The 14,250-nt window shown below is 72.2% G+C and carries 11 protein-coding genes; 5 read left to right on the top strand and 6 right to left on the bottom strand.

The features are described 5' to 3' along the window. Nucleotides 1-53: 53 nt before the first annotated feature. The 4 genes from ACGFIE_RS29305 to ACGFIE_RS29290 all read right to left on the bottom strand — a co-directional run bounded on the left by ACGFIE_RS29305 (nt 54) and on the right by ACGFIE_RS29290 (nt 4,720). A complete protein-coding gene (locus tag ACGFIE_RS29305) occupies nt 54-677 on the bottom strand; it encodes an ATP/GTP-binding protein (protein WP_363680409.1) in 624 nt (207 codons plus the stop codon). Continuing rightward, entirely contained in the window at nt 658-1,023 is a 366-nt protein-coding gene (locus tag ACGFIE_RS29300; RefSeq protein ID WP_007465174.1) for a DUF742 domain-containing protein, read from the bottom strand. Before ACGFIE_RS29300 ends, ACGFIE_RS29305 begins: the two co-directional genes overlap by 20 nt. 89 nt (nt 1,024-1,112) lie before the next feature. Beyond that, a complete protein-coding gene (locus ACGFIE_RS29295; RefSeq protein ID WP_007465177.1) occupies nt 1,113-1,520 on the bottom strand; it encodes a roadblock/LC7 domain-containing protein in 408 nt (135 codons plus the stop codon). Beyond that, nucleotides 1,517-4,720: a nitrate- and nitrite sensing domain-containing protein gene (locus tag ACGFIE_RS29290; protein ID WP_393300611.1), complete on the bottom strand. Its 3,204-nt coding sequence runs from the start codon at nt 4,718-4,720 to the stop codon at nt 1,517-1,519. The genes ACGFIE_RS29295 and ACGFIE_RS29290 overlap by 4 nt, the downstream gene beginning before the upstream one ends. A gap of 446 nt (nt 4,721-5,166) precedes the next feature. Between ACGFIE_RS29290 and ACGFIE_RS29285 the strand changes: the two genes are divergently transcribed. Next, nucleotides 5,167-6,348 (top strand): ABC transporter substrate-binding protein, encoded by a 1,182-nt coding sequence (locus ACGFIE_RS29285; RefSeq protein ID WP_393300608.1) that lies wholly within the window; start codon nt 5,167-5,169, stop codon nt 6,346-6,348. 191 nt (nt 6,349-6,539) lie between these two features. Here ACGFIE_RS29285 and ACGFIE_RS29280 read toward each other — a convergent pair whose 3' ends face one another. Further along, the gene (locus ACGFIE_RS29280) at nt 6,540-7,400 is read right to left on the bottom strand and encodes an ABC transporter permease (RefSeq protein ID WP_393300604.1); all 861 of its coding nucleotides are present in this window, start codon (nt 7,398-7,400) and stop codon (nt 6,540-6,542) included. 100 nt (nt 7,401-7,500) lie between these two features. After that, nucleotides 7,501-8,532, bottom strand: a complete 1,032-nt coding sequence (locus tag ACGFIE_RS29275; protein ID WP_393300601.1) for an ABC transporter substrate-binding protein — start codon at nt 8,530-8,532, stop codon at nt 7,501-7,503. Between the two features lie 271 nt (nt 8,533-8,803). On the opposite strand from ACGFIE_RS29275, the gene ACGFIE_RS29270 reads away from it, so the two are divergent. The 4 genes from ACGFIE_RS29270 to ACGFIE_RS29255 all read left to right on the top strand — a co-directional run bounded on the left by ACGFIE_RS29270 (nt 8,804) and on the right by ACGFIE_RS29255 (nt 14,227). Further along, nucleotides 8,804-9,589 carry an ABC transporter ATP-binding protein gene (locus ACGFIE_RS29270; protein ID WP_393300598.1) on the top strand — a complete coding sequence of 262 codons (786 nt, stop codon included), beginning with the start codon at nt 8,804-8,806 and terminating at the stop codon, nt 9,587-9,589. A gap of 2 nt (nt 9,590-9,591) precedes the next feature. Continuing rightward, complete coding sequence (locus ACGFIE_RS29265) at nt 9,592-10,542, top strand: LLM class F420-dependent oxidoreductase (protein ID WP_393300777.1); 951 nt, start codon at nt 9,592-9,594, stop codon at nt 10,540-10,542. Then, the gene (locus ACGFIE_RS29260) at nt 10,539-10,847 is read left to right on the top strand and encodes a cupin (RefSeq protein ID WP_266246239.1); all 309 of its coding nucleotides are present in this window, start codon (nt 10,539-10,541) and stop codon (nt 10,845-10,847) included. The genes ACGFIE_RS29265 and ACGFIE_RS29260 overlap by 4 nt, the downstream gene beginning before the upstream one ends. Nucleotides 10,848-10,924: 77 nt before the next feature. After that, on the top strand, nt 10,925-14,227 hold the full coding sequence (locus ACGFIE_RS29255) for a hypothetical protein (RefSeq protein ID WP_393300595.1): 3,303 nt from the start codon (nt 10,925-10,927) through the stop codon (nt 14,225-14,227). The last annotated feature ends 23 nt before the right edge of the window (nt 14,228-14,250 follow it).

The raw sequence follows: 14,250 nt of genomic DNA, 5'->3' as shown, positions 1-14,250 counted from the left end.
ACGCCCTGAACGCGTCGCGGCCGGCCCTTGTGTGCCGACCGCGACGCGGCGGTTCAGCCGACCGGCGTGGGGAAGCCCCGACCGTGCTCGGCCTGCAGCCGGAGCATGGCGTGCTCGACCACCGTCACCAGCACCTGCTTGACCGAGTCCCGGTGCCGGGCGTCGGTCATCACCAGCGGCACCTGCGGCGAGATGGCCAGCGCCTCCCGGACCTCGTCCAGCTCGTACTGGGGAGCGCCGTCGAACCGGTTCAGCGCCACCACGTACGGCAGGTTGCGGTTCTCGAAGTAGTCCAGCGGGGCGAACGCGTCGGTGATCCGGCGGGTGTCCACCAGAACGGCAGCGCCCACCGCACCTCGGATGATCTCGTCCCACATGAACCAGAAGCGGGTCTGACCCGGCGTACCGAACAGGTACAGGATCAGGTCCTGGGCCATGGTGATCCGGCCGAAGTCCATGGCGACCGTGGTGGTCTCCTTGCCCGGCACCTTGGACGGATCGTCGATGCCGACACCGGCGGCGGTCATCACCGCCTCGGTCGTCAGCGGCGTGATCTCGGAGATCGAGCCGACGAGGGTCGTCTTACCGACGCCGAAGCCGCCCGCGACGACGATCTTCGCGGAGACGATTCCCCGGCTCGGCCGCCCCCCAGCGGGGTCATAGCCTGCGAAGTCCACTTAGCACCCTTCCAAGCAGTTCCATCCGCTCCTCGAACCCCTCGGCGGGAGCAGCAGTGTGTAACGTCAGCAGGCTCTCGGCCACCATGTCGGCGACCAGTACCCGGGCGACGCCCAGCGGCATCCGGGTGTACGCGGCGATCTCCGCCAGCGACTGTGCACGGCCCTCGCAGACCGTGGCGATGCGGTGCTTGTCGTGCCCCGCGAAGCGGGACTCGGCAACCTGGGTGGGTGAGGCCGTGAGGACCGCCTCGAGGGCGATGTCCTGCCGGGGCTCGGTACGACCACGGGTGACCGCGTACGGGCGCACCAGAGCCCCGCGCGGGTCAGCGCGTCGTTGGTCCATCCCCGATCACCTCCTCGTCCCCAGCGGAGCCGGCTCACACCGCCTCCCATCCCTGTTCCGGCGCACGGTCCGCGCGTCGGATTCCGGCGCTACGAGCGCACCGCGTCCCTCGGCAGCGGCACCAGCGCGGCACCGACCCGCTCCACCAGGAGTGCCATCTCGTAGCCCACCTGGCCCACGTCGCAGCTCCGCGCGGCCAGTACGGCCATCGACGAGCCGTCGCTGATCGACATGAGGAAGAGGTAACCGCTGTCCATCTCGATGACGGTCTGCAACACCCCGCCCGCGCTGAACATCCGGGCCGCGCCCTCGGTCAGGCTCACCACGCCGGAGGTGATCGCGGCGAGCTGGTCCGCCCGGTCCCCCGGCAGGTCCCGGGAGGACGCGAGCAGCAGCCCGTCGGCGGACACCGCCACCACGTGGGCGATACCCGCCACGCTGTCGGCGAAGTTGGTGAGCAGCCAACCCATGTCCTGCATGGCAGCTGGCCTGTTCATCGGCTCTCCTTGGTCGAGGTGCTGTTCTGGTCCGTCCCGGCCGTCCGGCCGCGCTGCACGCCGCGGTGGTAGGCCGACAACAGGCCGCGTACTTCATCGGGGGTGCGCCGGCTGCGGTCCCGGCCACCCTTCGGTTCGATGCCGCCCGGCACGAGCTGCGCCTGCGGCACCCGCTTGGGCAGACCCGAGCGGGTGGTGCCGGCGGCGGCCGGCTCCGCGGCCCGGCTGGCCAGCGACCAGCCCTCGTCGGCCGCCGTCCGCCAGGCGTCCGGGTCCGTGGCCCGCGGGGGCGTGGTCGGGGCGGGGGCGGGGGCCGCGACAGGCGCCGGCCGGGCGGCCGGCGGCGGGGTGTACGACGGCGGGGGCTTCGGCGTCGAAGCGCCACGACCGCCGGTGTTCGCACCGCCGAATCCGTCCATGCTTCCCACGCTCTGTGCTCCGGTGCCCTCGGAACTGCCCGGGGTACGGGTGGGCAGTGGCGGTCGGGCCGGCGCGGTGGCCGGCGCGGACGCGGTGGCCGGTTGACCACCGTTGGCCGCGCGCGGGCCGGCATCGGCGGGTGCGGGCGGTGTGTCGAACTGCGGCCGGGTGAAGATCGCGGTGGCGTCGTCGCCGTGCGATCGGAACCAGACCGCTTCCATCTCCCGGAAGATCGGCGCCTCGGCGGGGAACTCCGGCCGGGTGCTGACCGGCGCGGCGGGCGTCGGCGGCGTGGCCGGCGGGGCGGGCCGCACGGGCGCCGCGGGCTGCACCGGCGGGACCGGCGTCACGGGCGGGGCCGGCGGGGCGACCGCGCCGGGGCCGGCGACCGGCCCGACGGGCAGCACCGGCGCGCTCCGACCGTCAGTGGTGTCGGCCGTCGAACCGCGCCGGGGCAGCGCGTCGATAGTCGGGTACGCCACGGTCGGGCTGCCCACCGAGGTGCCCGCGCCGTTGCTGTACGCCGGGCGGGCGGGCGGGACCGGAGTGGCCGGCGCGGCGGCGGGCGGCGCCGACGGGCGGGCCCCCGTGTAGCCGCCGGCCTGCACGGCCGGGGCGGTGTCCCGCGCGTCGACCGGAGACTGCCACTGCGCGGGTGCCGGGGCGTTGGTCCGCCACTGGTCGGGCAGCGTCGCCGCGGCGGTGGTGGCGCCGGCGTACGACTCGGCGTGGCCGATCGGGGTGAGCGGCGTCTGCTCGACAGCCATCGGCTGGCGCGGACGGGTGAGCACCTGCTCGCGGCCGCGGTTGCTGGGCAGGATCACGGTGGCCGCGGGCAGCGTCACCTGGGCGACGGTGCCGCCCTCCACGTTGCGGCGCAGCTCCACCCGGATGCCGTAGCGGGAGGCGAGCCGGCTGACCACGGCCAGACCCATCAGTCGGAAGGCGGCGACGTCCACGCTCGGCGGGGCGGCCAGCCGGCGGTTGAGCGAGTCGAGCTGCTCGTCGGTGAGGCCGAGCCCGCGGTCCTCGATCTGGATCAGGACGTAGTCGCGGATGCGGCGACCGTCGGCGACCACTGTCGTGTTCGGCGGCGAGAACCGGGTGGCGTTGTCCAGCAGCTCGGCGACGAGACGTACCACGTCGTTGACCGCGTGCGCGGCCACCGAGATGTCGGTGTCGACGGTGCCGAACTCGATCCGGTTGTAGAGCTCCACCTCGGACTGCGCGGCACGCAGCACGTCCACGACCAGCGCGTCGTCGCGACGCGGTGCACCGGAGTCTGCGCCGGCCAGGACCAGCAGGTTCTCGTCGTTGCGGCGCATTCGGGTGGCCAGGTGGTCCAGCTCGAAGAGCTGGGCCAACCGCTTCGGGTCCTCCTCGCCGCGCTCGATCGCGTCCAGCTCGCCGATCATCCGGTCGACCAGGGTCTGACTGCGGCGGGCGAGGTTGAGGAACATCGCCGAGACGCTCGTGCGCAGTGCGGCCTGCTCGGCGGCGACCCGCACCGCCTCCCGGTGGACGACGTTGAAGGCCAACGCCACCTGTCCGACCTCGTCACGGCTGTTCAGTTGGATCGGGTCCCGGACCTGACGGACGATCTCGTCAACGCCACCGTCACCCACGCTGCCCATGTTCTGCAGTCGCTGCACGGCGTCGGGCAGGTCGTGGTTGGCCACCGAGAGCGCACCCTCGCGCAGTCGGCGCAGCGAGTGGTTCAGCGACCGGGCCAGCACCACGGCCAGCGACACGGCGATGATCAGGGTGAGCAGCACCAGGATCGACTCGACCACGGCCTGCCGGATGACGTCCGAGCGCGCCTGGTCGGCCTGTTCGAGCAGCCGGTCCTGAAGTTGGGTCTCGGCCCAACGCATCAGGTCGTTGACCGCGCCGATGGCGGCTGTGGCGTCCTGCGCGGTGACCAGTGGGCGCTGCCCGACGGAGCGGGTGATGTCGCTGGCGACCCGGTCGGAGAGGCCGACGGCGTCACCGGAGACGGTGCTGTCGACGAGGGCCCGCTGCACGGGGTCGGCGGCGAGCGAGAAGGCGACCAGGGCCTCCTGCTGGCTGGTAAGCGTGGCCACGAAGGAGGAGAACTGCTCCGGGTCGAGCTGTCCGGCGCTCAGCGCAGTGAAGGCGACCGCCTCCTCCTCGGCGACGGACGCCTTGGCGCGGGCGAACGCGGCGACTGCCCGGCGGCTGTCCGACAGGCTCTCGTCGCCGGGCAACTGGGCCAGCCCGTCGCCGTAGGAGACCAGGTCGGTGAGGATGACGCCGTAGCGCAGCACCGACTCGGCGACCGCCATCTGCCGACGGCCCAGTACCTCCTGGCGGGTGCCGTCGAGCGTGGCCAGGTGCTCGTCGATCGCTTCCAGCCGGTCCCGCAGGGCCGCCGGGACCTCGCCGATCCGGCCCCGCTCGGCGCGGTACTCGTCCACGCGCTGCTGCGTCTGGCGCACCCGCAGGTTGTACGCGTCGGCGGGCTGCTGGGGAGCGGCCAGGTAGGCCGCCGCGGCCATCCGCTCGGCCTGGAGATCCTGGGTCAGCGCGCTGACGTCGATGGACAGCTCGGTGAGCGACCGGGCCCGGGTGGCGTCGTAGGCGCCCTCGCCCACCGAGATGAGTCGGACGGTGGCCAGCGCGATCACGGCGGCCACCGGAACGACCAGAATCAGCGCCAGTTTGGACCGGATCCGGGCGTCCCGCAGTCTCGGCAGACGCCGGCGCGCGGGCCGAGCATTCTCGCCGAGCGCGGGCAGGGTCGTCGGTCCGGTGCTCACGACATCGCCTCCGTCGTTTCTTCCCCGCCTGGCCCGCCGAACCGTGCCGTAAGCGGAGGGGACCACGCGCGGCACGGCCGCGATTTCATCAGAGAAGATCGAGTTTGGGAAGCCGCAGTGAGGTAGGAAACGGTCGGACGGCGCGGAACCCGTGATCCGGTCAACTGATACCTTCATTTCCGCAAGCCCCTGAACAGGGCATGTAACTCCAGAGTGGTCACGCGTGTGTGCAAAGTGAGGTTTTGCAAACATTGCGTTACCCCAGCATGTGGGATGGCCGTCCCGAAAATGCAACCGGGGTCCGCGCTTGACCACAGCGCCGGCCATTGGCAAGGTTTTGCAGGCTTCGCGCACACACCGTACGGCAGACGAGATCCCGCCCTCCACTGAGGACGGATTAGCGGCGGTGACCGGGCAGCGCCCGCGCCCGCACCTGGAGGACTGAGTTGAGCCCCATCCGCTCCGCGACCATCGCGGCGCTCGCATCGGCCGTAGTGGCCACCACGCTCACCGGCTGCCAGTTCGGCGGAGCGGAGCAGGACACGAGTCCGATCGTGATCGCCGCCGATCTCGAACTCTCCGGCGCCGCGGCCCAGGTCGGTCAGACATACCAACGGGCCCTGAAACTCAAGGTCGATCAGTTGAACGCCTCCGGAGCACTGAACGGCCGGAAGATCGATCTGAGGGTCAAGGACAACCGTTCCGACGCCGCCGAGTCGCTGCGCAACATCGCCGACTTCAGCAGCGATTCCCAAGTAAGCGCCATCGTCATGGGCGGCTGTAACGAATGCGCGGTCGGCGCCGTCGGTGTCATCAACGACAAGCGGATTCCGACCATTGCGCTCGCGGCTTCCGGCGCGATCGCGAGCCCGGTCGCCGATCGGCGCTACGTGTTCAAGCTGGGCCCGAACGCGGCGGACAGCGCCGCCGCGCTCACCACCGAACTGCGTCGTAAGAACGTCCGCAAGGTGGGCCTGCTCGCCAGCAACGACGACTACGGCCGCGAGGGTGTGCTCGCGTTGCGCCGCGAGTTGACCAAGGCCAACATCAAGGTCGCCGGAGAGGAGTCGGTGAAGACCACCGACACCGAGGTCGCCCAACAGGTCGGCAAGCTCACCAAGCTCAAGCTCGACGCGCTTGTCGTCTGGACCCCGCCGGAGCAGGCCGCGCTGGCCGCGACCAGCGCCCAGCAGGCCGCGTTCCGGGGATCGCTCTTCTTCGACGCGGGAGCGGCCGGCGATCTCTTCCTCGGCGCCGCCGCCCGGGCCACCGAAAAGGCCACGATGATCTTCACCCAGACCATGGTGATCGATGACGTGATCGCCACCACGCCGGCGAAGGCGGCCCGACGGCAGTGGTTCCAGGACTACACGGCGCGCTTCGGCGGCTACAACGGATCCTCGTCCTTCGCCGCCGACGCCATCCAACTGATCGCCGACGCCGAACTGCGTGCCGGCGGGCCGGCCGGGAAGGTCGACCGGGACGGCATCCGCGACGTGCTGGAGACGTCCCAGATCGACGGCCTCTCCGGCCCGATCCGCATGACGCCCGACAACCACTCCGGCCTCATGCCGCAGGCGCTCACCACGCTCGTCGCCCGCAACGGTCGTTGGCGTCTGGCGGGCTGACGGCTCCTTCCGTCGTGCTCCCGGTTGGGGGTTGTGGCCTACCGTGCCCGGCTCCGGGCGGTCAGGCTTGATCCCTCCGCCGGGCACGGTAGGCCACAACCCCTCGGCGTCACTGTCAGTGGAAAGGGCCGGCCTCCTTGTGGGGGCCGGCCCTTTGCGTTGCCTTTGTTCGCTCTGCTCTGCCGATCGGGTTAGCGGCTGCTTGTGGTTTCGCGCACCCAGGGCAGTGCGATCCGCTCGATGAGCACGAGCGTGGAGTAGAGCAGGATGCTCACAAGCGCCACCAGCATGATCGCCGCCCAGGCCGTGGCGGTGTCGCCGACGCCCGCGTACTGGGTGATCACGTAGCCCAGGCCGCTCTCCCCGGCCTGGAACTCACCGATCACCGCGCCGATGGCCGCCAGCGGCATGGCCACCTTGAGCCCCACGAAGATCTGCGGCAACGCCGCCGGGAAGCGCACCTTGCGGAACGCCTGCCAACGGGAGGCGTTCCACGATCGGACCAGCTCGGCCAGGTCGGCAGGCGTGGTGGTCAACCCCGTCGCAGTGGACAGCACGATGGGGAAGAAGCAGAGCAGGAACACCATCGTCAGGATCGGCTTCTGGCCCCAGCCCAGCGCCACCACCAGCAGCGGGCCCAGGGTGATCTTCGGCACGGCGTTCACCGCGACCAGCAGCGGGGTGAACATCCGCTCGACCGTGTGGGAGCTCGCCAGAGACAGTCCGATCAGGACACCGGCGGCGACTGACAGGACGAAGCCGACCAGGATCTCCAGCAGGGTGGCCCAGGTGTGCTCCAGCATCTGGGCGGGCTTGTCGACGAACGCGGTGAGCACGTCACCCGGCGGCGGCAGGGCGGCCGGGTGGACCAGCTCCAGCCGGGCGATCAGCCACCAGGCGGCCAGGGCCACCACGAGGCCGGCCGCGGGCAGCAGCGCCGCCCCGGTCCCCGCGCGCAGGCCGGCGCCCCGACCCGCCCGACGCGCCTCCCGGCCGGCGCCCGGGGGTGGGGGCGCCGTCACCGCCGGCTCGGCTGAGCGGACGTCGGTCATCTTGTCCTCCTCGTGATTCGCCGGCCGCGGGGGCCGACGAGCGACGGGGGTACGCCCCACCGGATCCGGCGGGACGTACCCCCTGGTGACGACCGGACGATCAGGCCTTCGGCGCGAGGCTGAAGTCGATGATCTGCTCGGGGGTGATGTTCTGCTTGAGCGCGCCCGCGCCCTGCAGGATCGCGATGCTCTTCGCGACCCGGCCGCTGTCCAGAGTGCCGATGGCGGTGCCGGAGTTGCCGGAACGCACGTACGCGGCCATCAGGTCCAGCTCGGCGGCAGCAGCAACCGGGTTGGCGGCGTCGACGTTCTTCTTCAGGATCTCGCCGGCCTCCTTGGAGTTCGCCAGGCTGTACTCCAGGCCCTTGAGCAGCGCCGCGGTGAACCGCTTCACCATCTCGGGCTTCTCCTTGGCGGTCTTCGAGGAGGTGATCAGCACGTTGCCGTAGAGGTCCTGCATCACGTTGCTGTACGGCAGCATGACGGCCTTCTTCTGGGCCACGGCCTCGATGGTCGGCTGGCCGACGACGAACTGGCCGATGCCGTCCACCGACCCGCTGGCCAGGGTGCCGATCAGCGCCTGCGCCTCACCGTTTACCCAGGTCACCTTGCTGGCGTCCACACCGGCGAGCCGGGCGTACGTCGGGAACAGGTTGCGGACCACGGAGCCGGGGGTGTCGGCGAGCTTCTTGCCCTCCAGGTCCTTGGGCGAGTTGATGTTCTTGCCCTCGACCGTGGCGATGCCGGCCATCGTGCGCTGCTGGATCGCGGCCACGGCCGTGAAGTCCTTGGCCTGGCCGTTGCCGAGCTGGAGCAGACCACCGGTGAGGTCGATCGGCCCGAAGTCCGCCTTGCCGCCGACGACGGTCTGGATCACACCACCGGTGCCCTGACCGGCCTTGATGTCGACCTCGAAGCCGGCCTCCTTGAAGAAGCCCTTGTCCTTCGCCACCCAGGCGTAGGAGTCACGGCCGAAGTTGCCGAAGGAGGTGAGGTAGGTCACCTTCTCCATCTTCTTGCCGTCGCCGCCCTTGGCATCGTCGGCCGAGTCCGACCCGCTGCTGCAGGCGGAAACAAGGGCGAGGGCAGTGGCCAGCGCGGCCGTAGCGACCGTACGGGTCAGCCTTCTCATCAGTAGCACCATGTCCTTTCCGACCGGGGCCGCAGGCCACCGGAGGGGGTTGTCGCGACGGGACCGGCGGGAGGGGTCGAAGCCGGGCACCGCCATCGTGAGGGGACTCTTCGCGGGCACAGCGTACGAGAAACCCACAGTTGCGACGCCAGGCGTATCGGGTTGCGGAACGGAAACAACCTGACGACCACCCCGGACGGTGCGAGATGTCAACGGTGCAGCTAGCCTTTGTCGGATTCCTGACCGTCCACTCAGCGGAGGTACGCCGCAGATGATCCGACTGTCCGGGGTGTCGCGTACCTTCGAGGGCCGATCCGGCCAGGTCGAGGCCCTCCGCGGCCTCGACCTCGACGTCACCGAGGGCGAGTTCGTCGCCGTGCTCGGGCGCTCCGGTTGCGGCAAGTCGACCCTGCTGCGGTTGATCGCCGGGCTGCTTCCGCTGACGTCCGGCGAGATCACCGTGGCCGGTACGCCGATCACCCGGCCCCGCCGCGACATCGCCATGCTGTTCCAGAAGCCTGCGCTGCTGCCGTGGCGCAGCGTGCTGGACAACGTGTTGCTGCCGGTGGAGATCTTCGGCTGGAGCCGCGCCAAGCACCGCGAGCGGGCCCGGCAACTCCTCGACGTGGCCGGGCTGGCCGGGTTCGAGAAGCGGCTGCCGCACGAACTCTCCGGCGGCATGCAGCAGCGGGTGTCGCTGTGCCGGTCGCTCATCGGCGAACCCCGGGTGATGCTGATGGACGAGCCGTTCTCCGCGCTCGACGCGCTCACCCGCGAGGAACTCTCCGGCGAACTGCAGCGCGTGCACATGGAGAACAAGCCGACAATCGTCTTCGTCACCCACTCGATCGACGAGGCGGTGCTGCTCGCCGACCGGGTGGTCGTGCTGAGCCCTCGCCCCGGGCGGATCCGCAAGGTCGTCGAGGTGGCCATCCCCCGACCCCGCACCCTGGGCCGCAACGCGCACCTCGCCGACGTCGCCCGGGTCAGCGCCGACCTGCACGAGCTGTTGATGGAACGCGACCAGCCGGCCGTGGCCGGCATGGAGGGACGATGACCATGCGGGTGTCGGTCTTCACCGAGCCGCACCGGGGCGCCGACTACGACACGCAACTCCGGTTCGCCCGACTGGTCGAGGATGGCGGTTACGAGGGCTTCCTCCGCGCCGACCACTACCAGTCGATGGGCGCCGACCCGGGCCTGCCCGGCCCGACGGACGCCTGGCTGACCCTCGCCGCGCTGGCCCGCGAGACCCGACGGATCCGGCTCGGCACCCTGGTCACGTCGGCGACCTTCCGACTGCCCGGCCCGCTCGCCGTGCTCGTCGCGCAGGTCGACCAGATGAGCGGCGGTCGGGTCGACCTCGGCATCGGCGCCGGCTGGTACGAGCGTGAGCACACCTCGTACGGCATCCCGTTCCCGGCCGTCGGCGAGCGCTTCGACCGACTGGCCGAGCAGCTTGAGGTGATCACCGGGCTGTGGGCCACCCCGGTGGGTGAGACGTACAGCTTCACCGGTGACCACTACCGACTGGTGGACGCGCCCGCGCTGCCCAAGCCGGCGCAGGTGCCCGGACCGCCGATCATCGTCGGCGGGCGCGGTCCCAAGCGGACCCCCGAACTGGCCGCCCGCTACGCCGACGAGTTCAACATGCCGTTCAAGTCCGTGGCCGAGACCGCTGCGGCGTACGACCGGGTGCGGGAGGCGTGCGACCGCGTGGGTCGGACCGAGGCCGGCCGGGCGCCGCTGGTCCTCTCCGCCGGGATCGTGGTGGCCATCGGCCGTACCGACGCCGAGGCGCAGCTCCGGGCCGCGCCCCTGCACGAGAAGAGCGCGCTGCCACCGGAGGACCCGGTGGTCGGTTCGCCCGCGCAGCTCGTGCAGCGGATCGGCGAGTTCGCCGAGATCGGCGCCACCCGGGTGCACCTGCGCATGACCGACCTCGACGACCTCGACCACCTCGAACTGATCGCCGCAGAGGTGCTCCCCCAACTGGAGGCTGGACGATGACCGACGTGATCGACGGCACCGAGCTCGGGCCGGTGGGCCAGGAGATCGTGTACGAGAACGACCGGGTCCGGGTCTGGCACATCCGGCTCGAACCGGGCGAGCGGCAGCCCCTGCACCGGCACGACCACCCCTACCTGGTGGTGGCGATCCAGGGCGCGAAGAACGTCGTACAGACCATCGACGGCACCCGGATCGACGCCGACGAGCCAACCGGTGGGGTCGTCTACCGGGACCCCGGTGCAGTACACATGCTCACCAATGTCGGGGACACGACATACCTGGCCCGGCTGGTCGAACTCAAGTAGACGCGCCGGGGGCCGGCCACCGCGCCGCGCGGCGCGCCGGTGGCGATCGGGTGTACCAGGTGCGTAACGTGCCGGACATGGCCTTTCGGACCTGGGGCAGACTACTGCTCACGGCGCTCGGGGTGAGCGTGCTGGCCGGAGCCGGCCAGCTCGGTGTCGCGTACGGCTTCGGCATCGTCCGACTCACCGGCGCCTTCACCGGCACGACAGTCAACCAGTGGCCCGCCCAGCTCGTCTGGGTGGGCTGGTTCGCCGCGAACGCCGCCGTCGCCGGCGCCGTCCTGACCGGGCGCCTGGCCCGCCGGGACACCCCGCCGGCCAGCACCGGCCGGCAACTGGCCATCGGCGGCGCGGCCGCGCTCGGCGCCACCGCCGTGGCCCCCCTCTGCATGCAGCCAGCCCGCGCCGCCGAGTTGATCTCGGTGGACCCGGTCTGGGCGGTCGGTATCTGCGCCATCCTCGGGGCGGTCATCGGAGCGGGCGCGGCCATCGCCGTGCTGTTCCGACCGGAACTGGGCTGGAACATGGCGGCCGTGGCCGGGGCGGTCTGGCTACTGGCGCTGATCTCCGTCCTGCCGTCGCTCGGCACGGCCGGCCCGCTGCCCACCGTCCGACTCGGCGTACTCGAACCGAACTGGCTGGACGACGCCGCCGCCCAGCGCCTGGCGCTGCTCCTGCTGCCCATGGTGGCGCTGCTCGCGGGCGCGGCTACCGCCGGGCTTGCCCGCTGGCGCGGCCAGATCCCGCTGGTCAGCGCAGCGACCGGGGTGGCCGGTCCGGTGCTGCTGGCATTCGCCTACCTGACCGCCGGCCCCGGCGACGCGGTGGACCGCTACCAGACCACCCCCTACTACGGCGCGCTGATCGCGATCCTCGCCGGCGCCCTCGGCGCCGCTGCCGCCGCCCTGCTGCGCTGGCCCGTCAGCGCGCGCAGCGCCGATTCCCAGGCGATCGAGCCGAGCGACATCCTGCGCCCGCTGCCGGCCGGCCCGCCGCTGCCGGGCACCGAAGCGGCAGCGTCGACGGGTGACGACCACCGCGACACCGAGCCCACCACCGACGCGACCCGCACCGGAGGGCAACTGGCGACGACCGGTCCGGGTCCGCGCGCCGCCGACGACACCGCCACCGTACGCACCGTCCCCGCCCACTGGGACTGGCCGGCGACCACGGCGAGCGGCCAGCACGGCCCGGTCCCCGCCGACGCGGCGCGCCCGCGCGAGGCTTCCCGTCCGACCGGCCGCCGCCAGCACGCCGACACCACCGGGGCCCTGCCGACGACGGTTGCCCCGACCCAGGACGCGCTTCTCCCGAGCGGGCAGGACGACCGCGCGGCCAACCCGCCGGCCCCCGCCTCCTGGCTGACCGACCCGACGGGCGAGTTCACCGCCGGGCGACAGTCGGCCCCGTCGAGCCGGGACGGGGACACCATCGGTGCCGCCAACCCGCCACCCGTCGCGCAGGCCGACGACCCGACCGGCAGCACGACGACGACCACGGCCGGTGGCGACAAGCCGGGCAGCGACGACACGACAAGCGGCCCGACGGCCCAGGTCACCCCCGAAACGGTCACGGACACGCCGAGCACTGGCAGCGCGGGCACGCCGAGCGCGAGCACGCCGGTCGCGTTCGGCGCGGACACGCCGAGCGCGAGCACGCCGAGCGCGAGCACGCCGAGCGCGAGCACGCCGAGCGCGAGCACGCCGAGCGCGAGCACGCCGAGCGCGAGCACGCCGAGCGCGAGCAGCGCACGCAGCGCGGGCACGTCGAGCACGGACAGCGCGGGCACGTCGAGCACGGACAGCGCGAGCACGTCGAGCACGGACAGCGCGGGCACGTCGAGCACGGGCAGCGCGGGTGACGGCACGGCCGACGCACCCGCACCCAAGCCACGCCGTACGCGCAAATCGAAGTCCACGCCGGTCGAGCCGAGCACGCCGGGACCGCAGGCGCCCGCGACCGGCGCGGGCCTTCCGATCCCCGTCGGCTCGGAACCGAACCTCGCCGACGGCGGCGCCCACGCCCCGGCTGAGGCCACCGCTGACGGTGCGCCAACACCCGGACCGACCGCCGACCGCACAGCAGCAGCCGCCGGGCCGACCGGTGGGCGCACCAGGCGGCCGGCCCGCTCCGGCACGGCCAACGACGTCACCGGCGTTGACTTCGCAGGACCCGTCGACCAGGATGCTGCACTGCCCGGCCAGGGCACCGAGCCCGGCCAGAAGCAGACCGGCGGGAAAGATCCGCAGGATCAGGCCATCGGACGCGGCGGGGCCGCCAGCGCGGAGCCGGCGGCAGAGCCGGAGGAAACCGTCGTCCCGGCCGCTGATCCCGCACCTGTCGACGCGTTCGGGACGGGCCGCGCCGAACCGGCCGCGACCGAGGGCGATGGCGACGCTTCGTTGTTCGGCGAGGCGACTGCCGACGGCCCGGCGACCGACCGGTGGACTCCAGCGGCACCGGCCTGGCCGGTCACCTCGGCGTGGACCACCGCACCGGCGACGGGGACTACCGAACCCGAACCGGCCGCTCCCGTCGTCGCGGAGGAGTCGGACTGGACGCCCCGCTTCCGGCACCGGGCGCCGCTGCCGGACCTGAGCCGCGCCAGCACCTGGGACGCCTTCAACACCAGTCGGCGCGCCGAATCGGATCGGACCACCAGCACGCCGGAACAGAGCGCCAGCACACCGGACCAGAGCGGGCCGACAGGTCAGCCCATCAGCGGGGCAGACCGGGGCGGGCCGACCGACCAGGTTGCCAGCATGCCGGACCAGGGCAGCCCGACCGCCGCCAAACTCGGCCGGGGCCGGTGGAGAGACCGCGCCTCAAGCACGACCGACCGGGACAATGGCACGACCGACCAGGGCGTCGGCACGACCGACCAGGGCGTCGGCACGACCGACCAGGGCGTCGGCACGACCGACCAAGGCGTCGGCACGACCGACCGGGGCGTCGGCCGGCGCGGTCGGGTCGGCGAGGCTACCGGCGCGTCCGCCGTGGTGGGATCTGTCCTGCCGGCGTCGGCTGGTCCGGGCATACCTGAGCAGGGCGGCGCATCGGGCACCACCGACAGGGGCGCGTCCGGCGCCGCCGACAGTGACGGGACGGACAGCGCTGCTCGACGGGCCGCGCCGGCGTCCATGGACGACGCGGAGCAGTCCTCCCGGCGGGGACGACTCGGTGGCCTGTTCCGGCGTAACAGGGCTCGGGCCGACGAGGAGAAGCGGCCCGCAGCGGATGAGACGGAGCCGCTGCCCACGCAGGACGAGGAGTTCGTCGACTGGGTCGCCGGGCTCGGCAAGCCGATCGCGGACAACGAGCCGGAGCAGGAGAACGGCCGTCGCTCGCTGCGCTCCACCGGCCGTCACCACCGCGACTGACCACCCGATCCCGGATGATCGAC

The organism is Micromonospora sp. NPDC049275 (assembly GCF_043197115.1).
In the GTDB taxonomy this organism is placed as follows: Bacteria; Actinomycetota; Actinomycetes; order Mycobacteriales; family Micromonosporaceae; genus Micromonospora.
This window is presented reverse-complemented; position numbering and strand designations above follow the sequence as displayed.